At 48.0% G+C, this 20,788-nt stretch carries 18 protein-coding genes and 1 pseudogene; 5 read left to right on the forward strand and 14 right to left on the reverse strand.

The window, feature by feature from the left end; genetic code table 11:
* On the reverse strand, positions 1–1,976 hold a 1,976-nt coding region (locus V6C93_RS29750), incomplete at its 3' end, for a TIGR00300 family protein (protein WP_333480293.1).
* 317 nt (positions 1,977–2,293) lie between these two features.
* Between V6C93_RS29750 and V6C93_RS29755 the strand changes: the two genes are divergently transcribed.
* Both V6C93_RS29755 and V6C93_RS29760 read left to right on the forward strand, forming a co-directional pair.
* A complete protein-coding gene (locus tag V6C93_RS29755; protein WP_333480294.1) occupies positions 2,294–3,106 on the forward strand; it encodes a hypothetical protein in 813 nt (270 codons plus the stop codon).
* A gap of 496 nt (positions 3,107–3,602) precedes the next feature.
* Positions 3,603–3,770, forward strand: coding sequence for a hypothetical protein (locus V6C93_RS29760; RefSeq protein ID WP_333480295.1), 168 nt, complete (start codon positions 3,603–3,605; stop codon positions 3,768–3,770).
* A gap of 34 nt (positions 3,771–3,804) precedes the next feature.
* Here V6C93_RS29760 and V6C93_RS29765 read toward each other — a convergent pair whose 3' ends face one another.
* Both V6C93_RS29765 and V6C93_RS29770 read right to left on the reverse strand, forming a co-directional pair.
* Positions 3,805–5,802: a caspase family protein gene (locus V6C93_RS29765; protein ID WP_333480296.1), complete on the reverse strand. Its 1,998-nt coding sequence runs from the start codon at positions 5,800–5,802 to the stop codon at positions 3,805–3,807.
* Between the two features lie 513 nt (positions 5,803–6,315).
* The gene (locus tag V6C93_RS29770) at positions 6,316–6,939 is read right to left on the reverse strand and encodes a hypothetical protein (protein WP_333480297.1); all 624 of its coding nucleotides are present in this window, start codon (positions 6,937–6,939) and stop codon (positions 6,316–6,318) included.
* Between the two features lie 146 nt (positions 6,940–7,085).
* Between V6C93_RS29770 and V6C93_RS29775 the strand changes: the two genes are divergently transcribed.
* Entirely contained in the window at positions 7,086–8,240 is a 1,155-nt protein-coding gene (locus tag V6C93_RS29775) for a tocopherol cyclase family protein (RefSeq protein WP_333480298.1), read from the forward strand.
* Between the two features lie 731 nt (positions 8,241–8,971).
* Here the strand turns inward: V6C93_RS29775 and V6C93_RS29780 are convergent.
* Entirely contained in the window at positions 8,972–9,172 is a 201-nt protein-coding gene (locus V6C93_RS29780) for a hypothetical protein (protein WP_333480299.1), read from the reverse strand.
* Between V6C93_RS29780 and V6C93_RS29785 the strand changes: the two genes are divergently transcribed.
* Entirely contained in the window at positions 9,147–9,689 is a 543-nt protein-coding gene (locus tag V6C93_RS29785) for a YdcF family protein (protein ID WP_333480300.1), read from the forward strand. The genes V6C93_RS29780 and V6C93_RS29785 overlap by 26 nt on opposite strands.
* A gap of 1 nt (position 9,690) precedes the next feature.
* Here the strand turns inward: V6C93_RS29785 and V6C93_RS29790 are convergent, their stop codons facing one another.
* From V6C93_RS29790 to V6C93_RS29820, 8 genes and pseudogenes are all read right to left on the reverse strand, one after another.
* Positions 9,691–9,993: a DUF2288 domain-containing protein gene (locus tag V6C93_RS29790; RefSeq protein WP_333480301.1), complete on the reverse strand. Its 303-nt coding sequence runs from the start codon at positions 9,991–9,993 to the stop codon at positions 9,691–9,693.
* A gap of 210 nt (positions 9,994–10,203) precedes the next feature.
* Positions 10,204–10,335 (reverse strand): annotated as a pseudogene (locus V6C93_RS38540) (AI-2E family transporter); the annotation flags it as partial.
* 200 nt (positions 10,336–10,535) lie between these two features.
* Positions 10,536–11,174: a lysophospholipid acyltransferase family protein gene (locus tag V6C93_RS29795; RefSeq protein ID WP_333480302.1), complete on the reverse strand. Its 639-nt coding sequence runs from the start codon at positions 11,172–11,174 to the stop codon at positions 10,536–10,538.
* A 98-nt stretch (positions 11,175–11,272) separates the two neighbouring features.
* The gene (gene fabD, locus V6C93_RS29800) at positions 11,273–12,157 is read right to left on the reverse strand and encodes an ACP S-malonyltransferase (protein ID WP_333480303.1); all 885 of its coding nucleotides are present in this window, start codon (positions 12,155–12,157) and stop codon (positions 11,273–11,275) included.
* A 242-nt stretch (positions 12,158–12,399) separates the two neighbouring features.
* Positions 12,400–13,137 (reverse strand): PP2C family serine/threonine-protein phosphatase, encoded by a 738-nt coding sequence (locus tag V6C93_RS29805; RefSeq protein WP_333480304.1) that lies wholly within the window; start codon positions 13,135–13,137, stop codon positions 12,400–12,402.
* Positions 13,138–13,172: 35 nt separating this feature from the next.
* Positions 13,173–14,876, reverse strand: coding sequence for an AarF/ABC1/UbiB kinase family protein (locus V6C93_RS29810; protein ID WP_349262881.1), 1,704 nt, complete (start codon positions 14,874–14,876; stop codon positions 13,173–13,175).
* A gap of 205 nt (positions 14,877–15,081) precedes the next feature.
* On the reverse strand, positions 15,082–15,408 hold the full coding sequence (locus V6C93_RS29815) for a DUF6825 family protein (RefSeq protein ID WP_333480306.1): 327 nt from the start codon (positions 15,406–15,408) through the stop codon (positions 15,082–15,084).
* A gap of 139 nt (positions 15,409–15,547) precedes the next feature.
* Positions 15,548–16,900, reverse strand: a complete 1,353-nt coding sequence (locus V6C93_RS29820; protein WP_333480307.1) for a serine/threonine-protein kinase — start codon at positions 16,898–16,900, stop codon at positions 15,548–15,550.
* Between the two features lie 229 nt (positions 16,901–17,129).
* Between V6C93_RS29820 and V6C93_RS29825 the strand changes: the two genes are divergently transcribed.
* Positions 17,130–18,947, forward strand: coding sequence for a tetratricopeptide repeat protein (locus tag V6C93_RS29825; protein WP_333480308.1), 1,818 nt, complete (start codon positions 17,130–17,132; stop codon positions 18,945–18,947).
* A gap of 53 nt (positions 18,948–19,000) precedes the next feature.
* Here the strand turns inward: V6C93_RS29825 and V6C93_RS29830 are convergent, their stop codons facing one another.
* Positions 19,001–20,281, reverse strand: coding sequence for a DUF445 domain-containing protein (locus tag V6C93_RS29830; RefSeq protein ID WP_333480309.1), 1,281 nt, complete (start codon positions 20,279–20,281; stop codon positions 19,001–19,003).
* 120 nt (positions 20,282–20,401) lie between these two features.
* The coding region (locus V6C93_RS29835) for a class I SAM-dependent methyltransferase (RefSeq protein ID WP_333480310.1) at positions 20,402–20,788 on the reverse strand (387 nt) is incomplete at its 5' end.

Genomic DNA, 20,788 nt, shown 5'->3' on the forward strand with positions numbered 1-20,788 from the left:
GGGTTAATATCCACACACACCATCTTCACCCCCGCAGGTGTCATATTCCCCACCCCAATCGAGTGCAGCATACTGGAGAGCATCAAAATCATATCCGCCCCTTCCAACTGCTTGGCATACTCGGTTTGAGCTTTAATTAAATCCATCTCGGTATCCGGCAGGGGGCCATCATCGCGGATCGAACCGGCGAGAACGAAGGGCACGTTGTTGCGCACACATTCATACATTACGCCTTTTGTCAAGACTCCCTGTTCCACAGCGGCGGCAATATTGCCACAGCGACGAATCAAGTTAATCACTTTCAGATGGTGCCGATGTCCGCCTCGAACCGGAACTCCCCGTTTCATATCCACGCCGAGGGAGGTTCCCATTAGGGATTGCTCAATGTCGTGAACGGCGATCGCATTTCCTCCCAGGAGTGCCTGCACGTAGCCTTCCCGAATCAGACGCGCTAGGTGCTGACTTCCACCCGTATGAATCACAACCGGCCCTGCCGTTACAACAACCCTGCCACCGCGATCGCGCAGTTGACGCAATTCCCAAGCAATTTGCTCAACCACCAATTCCACCCGGCGTTCGCTGGAAACACCGGACGCCATAAAGCTAAATTCCTGGGTATTGCGCTGTTCTCGAGATTCGGTCTTGCGTACCGTGCGAATCCCTTCCACACCGACAATCACATGTTCACCCACCTTTAAATCCCGCAACAGTTTGCAGTGAGCCACGGAACCCTCAGGGGTGTGAGTAATTGCGATCGCGCCATCCATGCGTTGATTGTGTACCTTAATCCACTCACAATTAACCCGGACTTCTGTCGGATAGATTGTCGTGACATAAAAATCATCGGGAGCCACACCATCTTGAATAACAGGTTCCAGATTGGTATCACACACCTCTTGGGGCGGAGCCACCGCACCCAAATCGATCAGCAGGGTCATCATCTCTTCCATCAAATCATGGGAAGGAGCCGATACCCTCACCTCAGCACTGGAGGTACTTTGCCGCTGTTCTCCCAGGTTGAAATTGAGAACTTGGAAACTACCCCCATTTTCCACCACCAAATCGAGCGCTCTGCTGATTAGCCCAGAATCGAGTAAATGACCCTCCATGCGAACCACGCGGCTTTCCACTGGTGTATTGGCATGGACTTCGGTGCGAACCGGTTCAGTAACACGTAACGTCAGGCACTTCGCCGCACCCCCCGCTTTCAAGAATTCGGTTAGGGGTGTTTCAACAACTTCAAATCCAACGGCAGCGAGACGCTTTTTCAGGTCATCGCTGGCTTTATTCATCACCACCACTTGGTCGATATTCACCGCATTACAGGCGAAATTCACCGCATCTGGCTCATCTAGGGCAATCCGCTTTTCCGGTGCCACCCGCATTTCAATCAAGCGGTTGGAATAGGCGTCGAAGGCGGGGGGGTAGTAGAGCAAATAGCCACCGGTGAGGGGACAGAAGCAGGTATCGAGGTGATAGAAGCGTTCATCGGCTAACCGCAGCGATACCACTTCGATGTCGAGCCATTTAGCTAGGTAAGGGTGGGAGTCGAGTTCCGAACGGAAGCCATAACCCGCCCATAACCAGCGTCCTTCTCGGTCAAGTAAGGCATCCCCCGCCCCTTCAAAGGGGAGGTCTTTTGGGAGTTCATGGACGGTATAACCTTGGCTTTCAAACCACTGTTTGAAGTAAGGTTCCTCACCTTGGCGCTCTTTGTGGAGGAAGCGGCTGAGGACGACAGTCTTACCCAAAACTAAACCCGCATTGGCTGTGAATACCATATCCGGCCAACCGGGTTGAGGTTCAACGAGATCGACGCGTGCACGGTCTTTCAGGACATAGTGAAGCTTCTGCCACTGTTCAACAGCGCGATCGCGCGAAGACTTGTGAATATTCCCCTCCATCCACGGATTAATCACATAATCCACGTCGTAGTGTTTGGGGGCGCACATGAGGAAGCGAATCGAATCAGTCATAATGGGTTTTAAGCTGAGGTGGATGCTGAAGAGGCGATAAGTCCCCTTTCTACAAACGAACGCAAAATGCAATATCAGCCACAACAAGAGCCACTCCTTATCGTTCTACCTAGGAGTGGGTGCTGGCTAGAATAAAGACTAAACTTCTATTTTACTGGGTTAGGAGAGATTGGCCGGTTCATTCTGAACAATCTTTCAGGAATGACGTAAAATCGGTGGAGTCAGAGCCAAGGCTTGGAATACATCTATAGTTAAGTTAAAGTCCAGGTGAATTTATCTTTGGCTCGATTACTATTCAATTCAGGCAGTTGATAGTCATGCAGAATAAAAATTTTGTTCCCTTTTTTATCACAGCATTTTTATTAACTGGGTATCCAACGATTAACGTTGCTCAAGCTAACCCATCTATTCTAATTGCTCAATCGATCTGGAAGCCTTTCTCCTCGGCAGAAGGTAGATTTAAAATATTGATGCCCGGTACTCCGACCCAAGAGAAGAAAAATACTAAAACGAAATATGGTACTTTTCCTACTACTATCTTCTCCGTGATTCGTGAAGAAGAAGCTGGGTATTTAGTCAGCTATTTAGATTTCCCCCAAAATATAAACCTAAATGCTCGCAATAGAGACCAGTACTTATCAGCGATCGCTTCTGGTTTTGCCCAAGGTGCTGGTGGGCGGTTAGTCAGTCAGCAAAATATTCGTTTAGGCAATTTGTCTGGAAAAGAAGTTAGACTGCAATTTGAACAGGGGGTAATTGGCAAAGGCAGACTTTTCTTAGCCAATAAACGTTTGTATGCTGTAATAGTGATAACAGATAAGGAAAAGAATTTAACCAAAAGTATTCAGGGCTATTTAAATTCATTCCAACTCCTCAACAATTCTGCGAATCCAGGAAAACCCACACCCCGAAAACCGACCCTCGAAGAACTCAACACTGACCTACAAAAAGCTGTTTGCAGCCAGAACTGGCCTCAATCTCTCAAAATCATTGACCAAATGGTTGCGATCGCACCTACTCCAGAAGTCCGCAACCAGTTGGTAACTTACCGAAGTCAATTACAAGGTCTTGCTAATTCTGGATCGACAATCCCTCCACAGTCACTACCTGGGTGTGCGACTGCCAAATAAAGTCGTTGAGCGCGTCGAGTACATCTCGACGCGCCCAAAAATTTAACTAACCGGAAGTTCCCCTAAAGGGGAACTTCCGGTTAGTTAAATCATTTGAGTTTAAGTACAAAGCTATATACCTTCTGATCCGCTGGATTCTATCGATTACCTCATGAATCTCAGCAATTAGCTTTTCCGTGTCATCCTGACTCTTGTCAGTCTCGACCTGGTATGTATCTCTAGGCTCTTCGTACATAATGACGATTTGCTTTCATAGTCCTTCCAAGCCAAATAGTGGTTGACTTTTGTTCCTGTAACATCTCTCTAAGGAATAAAACGAATGTAATAATTCTTAGTATAAGCAACTACCGAAAAGCCTATACCGTCAGTAGTATCAGTAAGCTTTAGAAATATTAAGACATTATAAAGTTTATTTAATCATCTATCCACAGAAAGAAGTTCGGGAGGGGTGAAGTCAGTAAGAATTGAAAAAAGTTGTTGACATAAAACGTGTAATGTGAATACTAGACCGCAGGCAAATCTCGGTAACCCAGCGATTTGGTTGAGCATTGACCCTAAAACGGTTAAGCAAAGAATAGATAGGATTACCGATCAGCTGGAAAGGGTTCGGCACCAGTTTGAGTCTCAAGTTGAAGCGAGTTCTTCTAATCAGGCGGAAAAATAAGCTCGAAGGTCAAGGACGAGTATCTTCGACCATCTTAATGACTTTCTTTCTTTCGGGCGAGACAAGCCTCCATTTCTCTCTCGCTTTGGCTGGAAATAATTCCTGGGTGCGCCCAAGCTAATTTGCCGCTAGGCAGTCTAACCTGTACCCATCCGTCATCAGTCCGTTTGCCAGTAACAGGGATCGATTCTCTGAGAGATTCGACAACCTCACTCTGAAGTGAAATCGGATTAGAGCGTAGATTACCATTCACAAAAATCGTACAGGTTTTACTTTTTGGTGATGCAGAGGGGCTAGGACTAAGCTCTTTGTCAGAATTTTTAGCCCTTGGAGATGACTGCGGTGAAGAGTTAGCAGAAGATAACGCTCTCTGTGCCGGATTGGTAGGAAGTTCTCCTGGCTTGCGGGTGGAGAGACCAACTGCTAAAGCTACAGTGAGTAAAACTCCTCCAATTCCAAGGGGTAGAAGGAATTTGTACGGGAACGTAAAAACCGAAGAGGAGCTAGATTTGTCACCTGCCACGCTCGATGATGATAAATTTACCGCAGGATTTGGGTGAGTCGGCTCTACAGGAAGTAGGCGCGTGGACTGTTGCAGTACTGTATTTGCTGTTGCAGGCACCGTGTTCGGTTGGCTCTGGCTATCCAATGGGGCTAACGTATCCACCTCATCTTGAGATTCAGGGTTGGGATTAGTCGGCTCTACGGGAAGTAGGCGTGTGGATTGTTGCAGTACTGTATTCGCTGTTGCAGGCACCGTGTTCGGTTGGCTCTGGCTATCCAATGGGGCTAACGTATCCCCCTCATCTGGAGATTCAGCGTTGGGATTAGTCGGCTCTACAGGAAGTAGGCGTGTGGACTGTTGCAGTACTGTATTCGCTGTTGCAGGCACCGTGTTCGGTTGGCTCTGACTATCTGATGGAGTAAGCTTAGGAGTCTTATCCTCCGACTGGTGGAGATTGGCTAGCTTCAAAACCATCTGTTCTTCAATCGGTGCTACATCCTCCTCCCTAAGTCCGAGACACTGTTGAAAGCCCCTTAACTCCTCGCGCTCTTGAGTATCTAGAGGGTAGTTATGGCAGATCACTTTTGCCAACTGCCGCTTATATTGCTGCAATTTTGCTTGGTAGTCGCGATAAGGTTTTAGGACTTCAGCTTCAATGAGAGTACAATCGTCCGAAATAAGGCCCAAACTTGTTGCCAGTTGGCTCAATCTAGAGCGACCTACTTGAGAAATCTCTCCTCCAGTGACCCAACTTTCGGCGACTTTGCGATACTTCAGTTTTGGGTGATCAAGGGGGGCTTGGGAGAGCAGTATCTGAGCTTTGTCCTCAACTGAATACAACTCTGGCTTCAAAGCTGGAGCTGCGATTTTAACTTTGTTGGTAGCGTATTGATGTAGCTCATCCAACGAAATCCAGCCGTCATTATTTATATCTGCTGCTCCCGTTTGAATTCCCTCTACTAAGTACTGGGTATAGACAGAGTGGCTAGAAATATTTGGCTCCAAGGAATTCTCGGTAGAAGTAAAACACGAGAGAATAACTCCTTTTTCACTAACTAATTGGGTTTGGATGTTCGCAGTGCTATGAGCGTCTACCGCCATTTCCTGAGTGGATATGGGGCTTACACAGCCATCTAAGATTACGACTTGACGCTGACAGGAGCTGTTGCTCATCACGTTATGCACGAAACTGGTAGGAACAGCACTAACCCGAATCAGATCAGCTCTGGGGCTTTTGCGAGTGATGGTGGTTGCAAAATAAAACTTACCGCTATCATCCCAAACCAGATGACCGGAAAAAAATAGCACCACTAAGTCATCTTGCGTGCGACCTGAAAATAAGCTTTCAATCGCCTCCCGCATGACTGGGGGGTTAGGATTGCACAGCTGTTTTACCTCGTCAAAGCCACCCATTTCTAAAGGCTGCAAAACTCGCTGCACTGCCTCGACATCTGTCTGTGCGCCAGGAAGTGGGCTCAAACCGGGCCCATACTCGCTGACTCCAATCAGGAGTGCTATTTTTGCCATTTGTAATTTCCTACGTTGCTACCAATTTCTGTTCGTCTAAGTCTGGATGATTTAAGACTCTTGTGAACCTAACGTTGGATGCACCTACCGTTCTCGCCCTGGAAAGTTATCGGAAGTTTACTAGGTTGATTAACTCAGCTATTTCCCTCTTCCCTCTGTTATATCCTGTTAAAAATGCAAGTATCCACTCGAAGCGTTCAATTTAGGGATACCGATGGCCTATGGTCATACTGTCCATTAGACTTCATGCATTAGGGATTTTTGCACTCTTGAGGGAAAAGGGTAAAAGAATCTGTCTTCCCCTTCCCCTTTAACCTTTTCCCTGACTTCTGCAAGAAGTCCATTGATGTGAGCCTGAGTTCAAATAAACGTTGAAAGCGGCTTAGCGACAGCGAGGATGTAGAAAACTCCCTACCAGACTCTAGCAGGAGTGGTAGGGTGTATGGCGAGGCATCTCACACATAAAGTGCGATCGCTTTTTGCAAAATCTATACTTTACGCATGTTGCACAACTCACGAAGTAGAAGACTTTTTCCCATTTTTAGCATCTTTTGCCAATCCCTTAGATTCTTGAGGAGTGGATTGATCTTCTAACTCATTCATCTCAGTCTCACCGTTGTTAGCAGCCTTAGGCAACATCGGAGCTAGAAGTTCCCAAGCTTTTTCGGCGCTAGGAAGAAACTTATCGTGAGCGGCTCTAGCTTCAGCAAACTTAATTAAGATCTTGGAAAAGTTCTTATCCGTCGCTTGCTGCATCTGTTCCGGTGTCAGCGGTTCGGGAGAAAATAAGGCCTCGATTACAGCACGTAATTCCGCTGCGCCCTTATAAGCTTCTTCTAAGGAGACTCTCAAGCTTGCCAAGGTTGCGATCGCTTTAACCGCCTGGATAACTTCTGGTTCATTATCCTCTGATTGGTCAGTTATCGGTGGCTCCACCATAATTAAATCCTCCGCACTCAACCCATCTGCAAAACTTTCTCGATTCAAGCTGGTGTCTTCTGGGTCATCCATGCGGCGTTGAATTTCTTCGATCGCCTTTTGTCGGGTTTTGTCATTGTCTGTTCGCCCTGCAACCTCGACAAACAAACCAAGTTCTCTTAAATCCTTAGTCGTATACTGTACTGTAGCTCTTGCCATAATTTTTGGTATTTTTTCGGTAGTACTGTATTCGCGTGCCTGATTCTACAATATAGAGTTTCAACAGTACGGGTGTATTATTGTTTATTTAAGATTCTGGCGATCGATTTCGTTCTGTTGGTGACTACTGAAAAACAAGTCAGTTTATGACCAATCCTCTCCAAACACCTCACAGTGAATATCACTGGGATGGTAGCGATATTCGCTTCTTTGAAGGCTGGTACTACCGCGTCACCTTGCCCGACTGCGGTCAAACCTTTGCCTTCATGTATTCCATTGATGACCCCATCGGGGGTAAAGCCTGTAGCGGTGGTGCGGCTCAAATTCTGGGCCCCAACGATGAGTATCTCTGCCGGACGTTCCCAAACGTTAAGCAGTTTTGGGGTTCATCGGAATCCTTAGCACTGGGACATTGGGGCAAAACCGACTTAGCTACTCAACCCCAATACCTCCATCCTGCTAAGTTTGAGCATCACATCCAAGAAGGTTATCAAGCAACAGCGACCCTGAATCAGGGTTATATTTGCGATGGTCGCGTTAGCGTAGCGGTTCCAAAGGAGCAAGCGAACCGCCTACGGCATCACGCCACCTCTGCCTACTGTCATTGGCAGTATGAAATTCAACCACTCTATGGTTGGGGCGATTCGGGTATACCGCAACAATCAACAGCGGGCTGGCTTTCTTACTTACCGATATTTGAACCAGGCTGGCAGATTTTGATGGCGCATGGCTTAGCAACGGGTTGGATTGAGTGGAATGGCAAACGCTACGAATTCACGGATGCTCCTGCCTATAGTGAAAAAAACTGGGGTCATGCTTTTCCTAAAAAGTGGTTCTGGCTGAATTGCAACAGTTTTAATGATGAACCCGACCTTGCCCTGACAGCAGGCGGCGGTAAGCGGAAAGTACTCTGGTGGCAAGAGTCTGCGGCTTTGGTTGGCATCCACTACCGGGGTAAGTTCTATGAATTCGTCCCCTGGAACTCAAAAGTGAGCTGGCAGATTCAACCTTGGGGTTCCTGGCAGATGCAAGCCGAAAATGCGGACTATGAAGTTGAGTTAATCGGGACGACAGACCAAACTGGAACGCTCCTGCGAGCACCAACAGAACAGGGTCTAATCTTTTTTTGTCGCGATACCATGCACGGTCAGCTATCCTTGGAACTCCGAGAGCGGCGCAGTGGAAAATCTAAAATAATTCTGAAAGCCAGCAGCTCTGTTTGTGGATTAGAAATAGGCGGCGGCCCCTGGCAAGACTCTTGGATATCTAGCGCCAAATTCCCCTGGGTCGTATATCTATAAACAAAAGAGGGTAATGGCATCAATCGGCAAACTTTTCTCTCCTGTTTCAGGATCTTCCCTCTCTGTTCGTCAACGGCTTTGGCTATAATAGGGTGCGTGCATTGGGGCTGTAGCTCAGATGGATAGAGCGAGCGCCTCCTGAACAATCGGGCACCGTGGAGGAAACTCCATGCGTGAATGTGGTCAAATTCGGTGAAACCTAAAGAGTGTCCCTTATGCTGGGTACTCTACGGCAATACCGAGCCAAGCCTGATTTAACACGATTCATGAATCGTTAGAGTTTGAATCAGGAAGGTCTAGAGACTAGACGGCCACCACCTAAAGGCTCGTAGCCTACGGTGAAGGTATAGTCCAGAGAGTGAGGAAACTCACACAAATCTGAAGCGCTAGGTCGCCGGTTCGAATCCGGCCAGTCCCGTTTCCTGCTACTCTAATCAAATCTACCTTAGAGCTATTCGTTCTTTAAGGTATTGTTGCAACAAGAGGCAGATACTTCCATGTCAACTAGTTCGGGATAACAAGCAAGTTTCTACCAATTTGTACGGACTGCCAGAGTTTCGAGGAGGAAAGTATTGAGGCGGTCAGTTCGACTGTTTCTGGCATTTATGTTGAGACGGTTGGCAGTACTCTTAGACTGTTATGTGGCTACGTTAAGGAGATTCCTAATCCAACTCAAATACAGAACTCCCTTTCATCCCAAGTGGAGCAGCTTGATGCTAAACCTTAATGGACTAATCGGGAGATGGGTAGAAGGGGAAGTACTCCAATGTAGTGCATAAGTGTAGAAATGGCAGCGAGATAACCTGATTCATCCCTTGATTCATGCTTTTGAGGATTTCTTCCCGTAGGCGACGAGAAATAATTTCACCACCTCGACGCTCTAGAGTTAGATTATTTTCTTGGCTGATGCCAACCCTGGCGCTTTCCCTCATCTATGGCTATAACCAAGTCGAAAACTATTTTGTGCAACCGAAAGCCATTTTTGTCTTAGGAGGGGCTGAAGAGCGAGAGCTATTTGCCGCTAAGTTTGCTCAGACGCACCCAAGACTACCGATTTGGGTGTCTTCAGGTAGCCCTCAGTGGTATGCACAGCGGGTGTTTACCAAGGCAGGAATTAAGGCGACTCGCATCCACCTTGACTATCAAGCCGAGGATACAGTGACTAACTTCACAACCTTGGTGGATAAGTTAAAAGCTGAGGGGATTGATTGCGTGTATTTGATTACCTCTGACGATCACATGCGTCGCGCTCGTGTGATTGGTGAAATTGTATTTGGTAGTCGGGGAATTGTGGTCAAGCCTGTACAAATTCCTACAGAGCGATCGCCTGAACCCATCGATAAAACCATCCGAGATGGTGCAAGAGCCATTCTTTGGGTGACTACCGGCTATACGGGAGCCACCCTGCGGTCAAGTATCAAAAAAGAATCAGAAGAGGGGACGAGATGAATTACGCCCCCGTTGCTACGGCTTCTTGTACTAAAACGTAGGGTTGCACAATGAGAGCTTGGAAGCGCCTGGTCTGGTCACTGTTCCAATCGGTGATTTGGTTGGGCGATGGCTTGTGAATTAACTGCTCACTAATCCAATGCTGTACTGACAAGACATCGTCACGAGCGATCGCTACCCCAACATCCAACAAATCTAACTCTGGATGAACCACTACAACCACATCACGCTGGATGTGAGGTTTAAGCCAATTCAGCTCAGCTTCATCCAGACTCTCTGCTAATTGATCTCTTAAATCCTGCATTGTGAAAAATTCCGTTTTGATTACGCCCTATTGTACTGGGTTTGATTCGGTGCGATTACATCTCTCTATAGGGATTGATCCCAAATCCAGGCTGATGACTTTCTGATTGTTTAACGGGTAATAGGTTGGAAGTTCTGATTATCAATTACCCATTACCTATTACCCATCCTAGCAGGATTAAACAGGTGTAATAGCCGGATTTGGTATGGCTTATTCCTCCGCTTTCATTTCGTCAATTTCAAACAAACTCACAATTACACCAGCGATAGGAATAGAGATAAAAACTCCTAGTAGACCTGCTACTCTAGCGCCTACTAGCAAGGCAGAAAATATCACAATAGGAAAACAACAATGACGGTTTCAAAATAATCTAAAATTTGGATAAATGCCCACCCAGAGGCGAACAGGAGTAGAAATCGGACTAACACCGAGTTGTTGATCCGCTCCAAAAAATTCTTGGTGGGTAGCTTACTCATGGAAATCAGGTACGCAAGCGGGTAGTTGACTTCCTTTTCAGAATAGTTCGCCTCTAGCGTACTGACTCACCGCCCTAAGTCGTGCATTGCATGAATCGCCGCCGCACACTGTTGGGTTATAGCTTCCAATTCTTCCCGTTTTGTCGAGGTGGGGGCATCAATCAGCTGACCAATCCGCACGGTGACTGGCACAGGTCGCGGCACGGGAGAACCTTTTTGAAAAATTGCCTCAGTACCCCATAAACTAACGGGTAGTAGGGGAACTTTCACCTTAGCTGCAATCAAGGCAGCACCCAGTTTGGGGTCGGGAATTCGGGCGTCAGGGGTCCGCGTTCCTTGCAAAAATACCCCAACAGCCCATCCCGCTTGCAGGCACTCGATCGCGGAACGAATGGCTGTACGGTCTGCCGCTCCCCGCTTCACCGGGTAAGCACCATACAATGCGATCGCTTGTTTCAAGATAGGGATGCGAAACAATTCCTCCTTAGCCATATACGCCACAGGACGCTGTACGCAACAGGACAAAATTGGCGGGTCAAAGTCGCTAGCGTGGTTACTCACTACCAGCAGGGGTCCTTGTTGGGGTACATTTTCGGTACCATAAATCCGACCCCGAAGGTAAGCGTGAAGCACCGGGCTGACGACTGACCACTTAAAGGCGTGGTAGAGGGCTAGGCTGGCAAAGGGTTCGCGGTTTTTGCCCATGAGGGTTGGAGGTTGGAGGTTGAAGGTTGAAGGTTGGAGGTTAGAGGTTGAAGGTTGTTAAGTGATTAACTGTGGAGCGATCGCTAATCACTCAGCAGTCACTCAGCAGGTAAATCGGCGACGCTACCGACATTTTCCAACACTAAGTCAGGGCACATTCGCTTAATCAGACCAGTGAGAACTTTGCCAGGGCCAATTTCTACCACTCGCTCAATGCCCTCTACTGGCAACTGCATGGTAATTTCTTGCCAGCGCACAGAACCGGTCATCTGAAGCTGGAGGCGGTTCTTTAGGGCTGCTGCTTCAACCGTTGGCACTGGCTCCACATTCGACAGCACGGGTACTTGGGCGTCGGCAAACGGGACGGACTCCAAAACCTCTTGAAACTCGTTGGCAGCCTCTGCCATTAAGGGGGAGTGAAAGGCACCCGATACATTTAAGGGAACGGCGCGTTTCACCTTAATTTTTGCTAAGACATCCTTAACCGCTTCTGGCGTTCCAGAAATGACGACTTGAGCTGGACTGTTGTCATTCGCGAGGACAACATTCGGTGTCTGTTGAATTTGTTGTTCGAGCTGTGCGCGGTCAAACCCAATCAGAGCCGCCATCATGCCGTCAGAAGCACTATCCATCAATTCGGCTCGACGCTTAACCAGGCGTAACCCAGCTTCAAAGTCAAATACTCTAGCAGCGTAGAGGGCGACATACTCTCCCAAGCTGTGACCGGCTAGGAGATTGGGTGTGTTGCCGCGATCGAGCAGTACATCCGCCAGAATGCTCTCAACCACATACAGGCAAGGTTGAGTGTAAAGAGTACGAGACAGTTTATCCTCTTGGCTTTGGCAGATTTCTAGAATGTCCCATCCTAGAATCTCCTGAGCTTGCTCAAAGTGACGCTGAGCAGAGGGTAATTCTAGCAAATCTAATCCCATGCCAATTGCCTGAGAACCCTGTCCTGGAAACACCCATGCAGTTTTAGTCATTCGTCATGCGTTGTTGATGATCAGGGATTTATTATCTGCTATTGGCGCACCCTGTTGAGTTTTCCCAGGCAGAAAGCTGTTTCTGGGGAACGTTGAGATTCCGGTTCCCCCCACCCCTCTCTTTCTCCCCTAAGAGGGGAGAGGACAGAGGACGAAGCCTTTTTTTATTGGGTTAGGGGGGCAAAAATTGAATGACAGCAAGAGGTCTATTGGTCAATTAGGGATGCACCCACCCCATACCCTTAGTCATGACCTGCTTGGTTGATTTCAACAATGACCACAGTAATGTTATCTCTACCCCCCTTCTCTTTAGCGGCCTCAATCAGTTTGGCAGCAGCCTGGTCGTTGTTCAAACTGGGCTGGAGATAGGAGGTAATGATGGCATCAGACAGTTCTTCTGTGAGACCGTCGCTACACAGTAGCAGGCGATCCCCAGCCTGTACATCTAGGGGTTCAACCTCAATGGGCTGCAAGTCCTTGCGACCCAAACATTGAGACAAAACATGACGCCAGGGATGTACCCGAGCCTGATCGGGAGTAATATCGCCCGCTTTCATTGCTCGTGCCACCCAGGTGTGGTCTTCCGTAATCTGTTCTAGTGTTGAGTTTCGTGACCGATACAGACGAGAGTCTCCGACATGAGTGAACAAAGGCTGCTCTTTACGGAACATCACCACAACGGCGGTGGTTCCCATGTCTGAACGCTCTGGATGATTTTGCTGATCTTGCAAGATGGCTTCATTGGCCTCCAAGAGGGCTTGCACGAGTAACTCATCCGACGGCATGACGGATTGCCAATGCTTATCTAAACAAGCGTGAATCGCCTCTGTAGCAAGTTGACTAGCCTCTTGCCCACCAGCATGACCTCCCATGCCGTCGGCAACTACAAAAAAACGTCCGTCAGGGTCGATGTAGTAGTCATCCTGGTTAACGGTACGAAGTAAGCCCGGATCGGTGAGACCCGTGAAGCTACGTTTCATATATTGTTTACTGGCGTCTTTTGACTTTACGGAAGTTAAAACATGCGGTCAAACCGATCAAGCCTTCTGAGCAAGCGAATCAGGGCAAATGCCGCAATAGCCGCTACAACAGCAACGACAATCGCCAGCTCGACTTTCCCATTCACGAATAGGATCGTAGCTGAGAGTGTGAACGCACTGATGAGTAAAGTATAGTTGGTTCCCAACTGTATGCTGCTAATGCGTCGCAGAATCCGGTCTGATTCGATAGACCGCACTCGAACGCGCAAGTCGCCTCGTTCTAGTTTATCAATGGTATCTTCAATTCGCCGAGGCAAACCCAAAGCGGTGCTACTCACTTGCGCCGCTTGGCGTCCCAGTTCATTGAGGAAGCTATTACCGTTGGGAGTGTTGCCGTTTGTCATAATCTGTAATGCAAAAGGTTTTGCAACCTCCATAAAGTTGAACTCTGGATCTAAGCCTTTCCCTACACCTTCCAACGTCGAGAACGCTCGCATAACGAAGGTGAATGTGGCAGGAAATCGAAACGGCTGGTCGTAAGCAATCTCGTAGAGATCGTCGCTGATTTGAGCTACCGATTGATTTTCAAAGGGCTTATCCATGAAATGATCCAGCATATACTGAACCGATCGCCTTACTGGCCCCATATCGTCAACGGGTGAGAGTGCACCCAATTCAACGAGGGAAGTAACCACTCGCTCAGCATTTTTTTCCGCAATGCCAAAGAGTGTCTCCATTAGTTGCTCACGCACATTCGACTTAATCCGCCCCATCATGCCAAAATCATAAAAAATCAAGGCACCTTCGGGATCAACCGCAATATTTCCCGGATGGGGGTCTGCATGGAAGAAGCCGTCATTAAGCAGCTGCTGTAGGTAAGCTTTCGCCCCCAGATGAGCAATTAATTTGCGATCTAAACCAGCCGCCTCTAGGGCTTCATAATGACTAATTTTAATTCCTGGAACATATTCCAGCGTCAGCACCCTGGGAGAGGTATACCGCCAGTATACTCGCGGTACTCGCACCCAGTCATAAGTGCGAAAATTGCGGCGAAATGTATCTGCATTTTGGCCTTCGCTCAGATAGTCAATTTCTTCCCAGAGGATGCGGCAGCACTCATCATATATTCCCAACCAGTCCCGACCGCGACCCCAATCTGGATGGCTTTGAAAGTAACGAGCAATGCCTTTAAGAATTTGTAAATCAATGGTAAAAAGCTTCTTTAAACCGGGTCGTTGTACCTTAACTACGACCTCTTCGCCGCTATGCAGTTGGGCTTTATGAACTTGACCCAGGCTAGCCGCCGCCAATGGAATTGGCTCAAAACTGCTAAAGAGTTCTGTAACCGACTTCCCTAAATCTTGCTTAATAATGACTTCAGCTTGCTCGAAGCTAAAGGCAGGTACCCGATCTTGCAGCTTGCTAAGTTCCTCTACATACTCACTGGGAAATAAATCAGCACGGGTGGAAAATAGCTGCCCAACTTTAATGAAGGTTGGCCCTAAATCTAAGAAGGTGTCTCGAATCCAGATAGCCTGTCTTTTGCGTCTGACCGCTTTTTTTTCGTCTGTAACGCCGCCTGCATAGCTCCAGGCTTTACTATCGAGCCACAACCCAGATAGTAGGGTTAACACAAAAGCCCAAATGTCAAGGAATCGCCGATGACGGGAATAATTTTCCTGATTCCAGCGATAAGCTTTGTCTTTGTAAACCTTATCTAGGGAGCGGTGGGAGGACACCGGGCGTTCCTTGCTTGGTTTGAGGTGGATAGGGTCGTTAGAGAGAGCAGACACTCGGGTTCCTATAAATTAATCGTTTTTCAAAAAATCAGTACTATAAAAACGTTTTTAACCCTGCGATCAAGAATGATTATTGATTTTTTGGCGCAATCAAGCCTTTCCCCTAGGGCGAAATCAAAATTAACAAGGGGAGAAGCATCCGCTCTTATACAGATTGATTGCGATAGAGTTTCAATTCAGCACGCAAGCGGGCAATTTCGGCTCGGAGTTCATCAATGGTGGCTTGGAGATCGCCGGAGTGCGAGCCAAAGGGAACAATCGTGGTGGTTGTTCGCCCCATCGTTGCTGTTTCGGCCTCACGCTGGGCTTGTTCCATAACTTGCTCGGTAAATTCCCGCAGTCGTTCGCGTTGCTCAGCATCAAATTTACCGAGTTCACTTAGGGCATTCGTCAGGGCATCTTCTACTTGCTGATTAAGAGCTTGCGCCAGAGCTCTGCCGACGAAAAAGGCATGAATTACAGAATTGCTCATGAAAAAATTTCTTTAGCATCCGCAACAAATTATAACGTGTTTATCAGGGGAGGGGCTGGAACCTAGGTTGAAGGCTGAAGGTTGAAGGTTTTGAATATCATTTTCAACTTGCCAACTGCCCCATTGACCCACTTTCGACTTAGAGCCGGGGTTTGGATACAGGCCAATCAGCTCTAGAGGGAAAGGATTGCTCTGTGTGCAAAAAGCTCGAACCCGGCCCCTGAGGACCGTTTACTCGAAGTGCGAACCCAAATCCTAACCCGGCTGAGGCCGCGATCGCACCGGTCATTAGTAGTGCTCGTAGTAGTGCTTTTTTATCCCGGATGGGGTTACGCCCCGCTAGGCTAAAGTCCCCCTCCACTAACGAGCTTTCCTTTGGAGTACAGGATAATTTCGCTTCACGCGCTTTGAGAAGGTTAACTTGTATTACAGTTGTGCGCCCAAAATGAGTTAGAGTTTGGAGTTTTGTGACTAAAAACCGACCCAGCACGGCTGGAGGCGTGAGTTTTTTATGTACTGTCGGTGGGAATGTTGTGCTGTTTGTCGAAGACGATTTTTCTGCCCGATGCCGGGAGTTGGAGCGGGGGGATATCTCTTGGCTGGGTTTCGGTTGAGCGATTAAACACTCTTGCAGTGGCGATTGAGGCATCGTTTTGGACTCCAGCTTGGGCAGTAGGGAAAACCACGCTTCTATACTTTGGGGGCGTTTTTGGGCATTGATTTCCAGACCTCGCCAAATCGCCCGTTTAACGCCTTGGCTAATCTTAGGCGTGAGATGATGCGAATTTGGCTGGAACAGGCGATCGCCCCCATTGGTTTGAAGCTGTTGGCGAACTGGTGCGGGTAACGGTGGGTTCCTATAGAGCAATGTGTAGAGAGTTGCTGCCAAGCCGTAAATGTCTGTTGCTGGTGTACGCTGCTGTTCGTGTGAATACTGTTCGAGTGGCGCATATCCGGCGGAGAGTAGACCCGCTTGGGTTTGCATTATCCCCGGTAAGAACTCGCTCATCATGCCAAATTCACCGAGTACAACGCGATCCGTGTTGTGACAGCGAATCATGTTTTGAGGTTTGACATCTCGATGCAGCAAGCCTGATTGGTGCAGGGCACTCAATGCGTTGCTAATTTGATGAACATAGTCTATGGCTTTTGCTTCTGAAAGTACCTCAGTTTCAATGACTTCCGCCAGAGTCGGCCCTGGAACATATTCCATCACCAGGTAGGGACATCCAGCGTCTTCAAAGGTATCGAGAACCTGAACCAGATTCGGATGCTTGCAGTTTTTCAAGCGATCGCCAAGCTCTAGAAACTGCTGCTTAAATCGGTCAAACTCTAAATGCTGACGCAGATTTTCGGTTAAAGTTCTGATGACGACTGTTTGACCCGACTCTGTGTTAATTGCCTGGTAGGTGAGCGTCAGAACACCTTGGCCTAGGCGAGTGTTCAGGAGATATTTCCCTGTATGTAAAGCTGCTCCAGCCGTCAAATTCATAAAATTTCACTTGCTGTTTTTCCTACATATGCTACCCCTTAGGCGTTGGATAGAGAAGAAGCCAAACTACAGGATTGAGCCAGCAAGTGCCCGAAGCGCTTCAGAAGGCAGAAGATGAAATGCATAAGGCAGAGGGCTCCCACGTGTAAAAAGCGTGGGATTGGATAAGAATGTTTGATTTACCTTATGCCTTTCTTGTTCAAAATCGTAGAATTTGGCTCCAGTACTTATGCCATCACAAGTAACTGTTTTTCCACCGATCGCTCTCTCCTTGCTGTTGCTCTTAGGATCGGGCAGAACTGTCAGCGCCATCACAACTACCAGTCAGTTCGCACCAGCACCAGCAGTGACATCCACTCAGGCTGAATTGTTAGCCCATCTGGCAGTCAAACTGGCGGCTACCGAAAACATGGAGCAATCCTTGCCGCTCTTTGACCGTGCCGTACAGATAGCGCAGGCGATTCCTGATCAAGCGTCTAAAATCAGAGCCTTGTCTGCGATCGCACTAAAGCTAGCAGCCGTGGGTCAGACAAAGCGTTCTCAACAATTGTTCGATCAGGCTGTACAGCTTACCCAAAAAACGAGTTCAACGTTCGATATGTACGCCCAAGGGCCAGCCTTGCGAGATGTGATTATTCAAATTGCCCAGGCTGGACAGACTCAACGGGCGTTGCAGCTGACGAAAACTCTCTCTTCTAATTACCTCAAAGCTCAGGTACTCAATGAAGTGGCGGCGAGCCTGGCTAATCATGGACAATTGCCCCAAGCTAAGCAAGTTTTGCTAGAAGCACTCCAAGATGCTAGAGGTATTACCGGAGACTATGCTTATGAGTCGAATGGCTCTTGCGGAAACGATAAATTTGAGGTGCTTTCCAAAATTGCTGGTAATTTCAGCCTGCTGTCCCAATTCGATACCGCCCTCCAGATTGCTGGAAGCGTCTCTGGTTGTAGTTCTGCTGCTGGTCAATCGACTCGGGATTATCAAGCGTGGGCTTTCCTCGGCATCCTCAGCCATTTGGCAACAGTAGACCAGGTCAAGCAGACCTGGAAAAACGCCCAGACCATCAAAAGCCCCTTGGAACAAAGCATCGCCTGGTCTGCGATCGCACTCAAACTGGTAGACATGGGAGAAAGACCCCTAGCCCTATCCATCGCCAAAAAGATCGCTGACATTCCTCCTGTAAAGGACTACACTCCAGAGTGGACGCAGCTCAACTTCAGTACCAAGGAGGATGCACTGCGGGATATCGCCCTGAAACTGGCACACAAGCGGCAGTTTGATGCGGCTCTTCAAGTCGTACAGGGAATGACACAATCCCCCCAACGAGCAATGGGTTCAACGTCGGAATCCGATATTTTTCCTCATCCCAGTATCAAAGACACAACATTGGGTGAGATTGCCCACGAACTAGCGATCGCGGGGCAACTCTCTCAGGCACTCCAGGTGGCTAACTCTATTTCTGATGCAGAAGGGAAAGCCTTGGGTTTGATTGCGATCGCCACAGGATTACAAAAAATAGGGCAACATTCACAAGCCTCGAAACTCTTGCAAGACTTGCCGTTGCCCCCAACCCCAACAAAACCAAACGATTATTCCGCATCTGAGCCGATCAGCCACATTGCCGTTGCACTGATTACGGCTGGACAGATTGACCGTGCTATTCAGATGGCTCAGTCTATCCCTAATGATTTAACAAAAGAAACTACCCTAAGAGATATTGGTACCCAACTGGCAGAGATCGGGCAGGTTGAGTCAGCCTTAAAACTAGTCAACCCTCTTAAAGGTGAAGGGTCTAAGGCTACTGTGTTGAATAAAGCGGCATCCAAGCTCGTGGAATTGGGCCAATTGGATCGGGCGTTTCAGATGGCATCCTCTATGAAAGGGAGCCCATCATCCCTTCAAGGGAGTGAAAAAGACAAGCTTTTAGCGGATATAGCTGAGCAATTTGCTCGAAAGGGGAAGCGATCGCAAGCCTTACAAGTGGCTGAAACTATCGTAGAGCGTGAACTTAAAGCAAAAACGATAGCTGCGATCGCTACTCTTTAAAACATGCGGCAGAAATTCTTAAAGAATCTCCATCGCTCGATTCGTGGAGCGTGTCAACGAAGAAGCAGTATACCGGTCTGTGCCAGACCAACAATCAGACCCAAGATTCCGCCTAAATTAACAATGGCTTGCAACTCATTCTTGACAATTCCTTGGATAGCGAGTTCTAGCTCTTCAGCAGACGTTGTCTTAACCCGGTCAATAATCACCTGATCGATCGACAAAATTGGAATGATTTGGGCGACAATTTTTTCTAAATCCTTTTCCAAATAACGCTCTAAAAGTAACGCCAGCTCTCGGCTAATTACACTCAATGATGTTGTCACAGCCGCCGAAGTCCGCAGCCGATTTAGGATCAGAACTGCCACATTATCCCAATCAATGGATTCACCTAATCCCTTGATTACATCAGCCCCCCTCTCTTGGACATAGCTACGAACAGATTCCCGCGTCGTTTTACGTAGCTGTCGCACCGTTGAGAGTGGCAGGTTTTGCAGCGAGATATTTTGCAGCCATGCTCGCAAGCGTTCTCGAACGGAGAGAGAAAGCAGTAATTCGGCAAGACGCGCATTCGCGGCATCTTTCTCATCCAAGCAATAGGTTCGCAAGCGTGTCAAGGAGTTGCGCAGACCAAATAAATTTGCCACAACCCAATAGGTACCACTCGACTTTTCCCGAAAACCTTCATCAATAATCTGAATATTTCGGTCGGTCAAAAAGTCAACCAGTGCTTGTCGCATTACATCCGGGGGGAGTACAACCTGCAACAACCAATCAGAAAGCTTCCGTGCCTGTGCTTCACTCAGCTGGAAGTCCAATAAAATTTGGTCAAAAATTTGGTTGATTTGGGCTTCCAAGAAATCCTCGCGACGAGCAAGTACCTTTAACAATCGAGGTAATGACTCACCGAATAAATCGCGTAGAATATTGGCGAGAATTTTGGCGGTTCTCTGCTCCTGATCCACCTTGACTTGATCCAAAGCGAGCTGCAAAAGCCAGAGGAGAGCACCCTGAACTCGTTCAGTTTGCAGCAAACGCTGAGCCAGGTTTTGCAATTCCTCTGGGGTCAGCAGCGAACCCATAATAGTGTCAGAAATCCGCTTAGCAAGGCGTTCTTGATTGCGGGGAATCAAACCGGGTGTAAAGGGTAGCTGACGCTTCCCTAAATAAATGGGTTTGTAAGGGCGGAATAGCATTTTAATGGCTATATCGTTGGTGAAATAGCCAATAATTGCACCCGCTACGGGAGGAGCAACGTAAATCCAAACAGTAGCTAGATCCAAGGTGACAATCCAGTCAGGCAAAGCGTCCAGAGGGGGGGGAAGTAGGGACATCTATCTTTATGAGAACACGGTACCTAACTACCCAACTTCCATCTTAGCGAGAACGCCACCAGCCTTGATTATCTTGAAACTGGGAATTGGAAATTGGCGCTAGGAAAACTCCATGTGCCATTACCCATTTCCTTTGGTGACGACTAATACTCCCATCATGCCGCCTGCAATTGGATAGTGTGTCGCGGTGAATCCTGCGTTTTGGGCTAAGCTAACTTGCTCTCGTCCTGTGGGAAATCGATCTAAGCTAGGAGATATGTAGGCGTACTCTTCGGTCAAACCTAATCGCTGAGCAGCAGGCACAACAGCGTTTTCTAGATACCACTGCTGAAAGGCACGCATCAGCGGCTGTTTAGGGCGATGAAAGTCTAAAATAGCCGCTTTGGCACCGGGTTTGAGAACGCGGTACAACTCGCTCAAGCATCGGGGAATATCTGTGACGTTGCGGAGTCCATACCCCATCGTCGCCGCGTCGAAATAATTGTCTTCAAAGGGTAAATCGAGAGC

The organism is Allocoleopsis sp. (assembly GCF_036703385.1).
Taxonomy (GTDB): Bacteria; Cyanobacteriota; Cyanobacteriia; order Cyanobacteriales; family Coleofasciculaceae; genus Allocoleopsis.

Bases quoted from the DNA above. Each gene is read 5' to 3' on its own strand.
- V6C93_RS29755 (WP_333480294.1), top strand. From the start codon at position 2,294: ATGCAGAATAAAAATTTTGTTCCCTTTTTTATCACAGCATTTTTATTA.
- V6C93_RS29765 (WP_333480296.1), bottom strand. From the start codon at position 5,802: ATGGCAAAAATAGCACTCCTGATTGGAGTCAGCGAGTATGGGCCCGGT.
- V6C93_RS29770 (WP_333480297.1), bottom strand. From the start codon at position 6,939: ATGGCAAGAGCTACAGTACAGTATACGACTAAGGATTTAAGAGAACTT.
- V6C93_RS29775 (WP_333480298.1), top strand. From the start codon at position 7,086: ATGACCAATCCTCTCCAAACACCTCACAGTGAATATCACTGGGATGGT.
- V6C93_RS29785 (WP_333480300.1), top strand. From the start codon at position 9,147: ATGCCAACCCTGGCGCTTTCCCTCATCTATGGCTATAACCAAGTCGAA.
- V6C93_RS29780 (WP_333480299.1), bottom strand. From the start codon at position 9,172: ATGAGGGAAAGCGCCAGGGTTGGCATCAGCCAAGAAAATAATCTAACT.
- V6C93_RS29790 (WP_333480301.1), bottom strand. From the start codon at position 9,993: ATGCAGGATTTAAGAGATCAATTAGCAGAGAGTCTGGATGAAGCTGAG.
- V6C93_RS29795 (WP_333480302.1), bottom strand. From the start codon at position 11,174: ATGGGCAAAAACCGCGAACCCTTTGCCAGCCTAGCCCTCTACCACGCC.
- fabD (WP_333480303.1), bottom strand. From the start codon at position 12,157: ATGACTAAAACTGCATGGGTGTTTCCAGGACAGGGTTCTCAGGCAATT.
- V6C93_RS29805 (WP_333480304.1), bottom strand. From the start codon at position 13,137: ATGAAACGTAGCTTCACGGGTCTCACCGATCCGGGCTTACTTCGTACC.
- V6C93_RS29815 (WP_333480306.1), bottom strand. From the start codon at position 15,408: ATGAGCAATTCTGTAATTCATGCCTTTTTCGTCGGCAGAGCTCTGGCG.
- V6C93_RS29820 (WP_333480307.1), bottom strand. From the start codon at position 16,900: ATGAATTTGACGGCTGGAGCAGCTTTACATACAGGGAAATATCTCCTG.
- V6C93_RS29825 (WP_333480308.1), top strand. From the start codon at position 17,130: ATGCCATCACAAGTAACTGTTTTTCCACCGATCGCTCTCTCCTTGCTG.
- V6C93_RS29830 (WP_333480309.1), bottom strand. From the start codon at position 20,281: ATGTCCCTACTTCCCCCCCCTCTGGACGCTTTGCCTGACTGGATTGTC.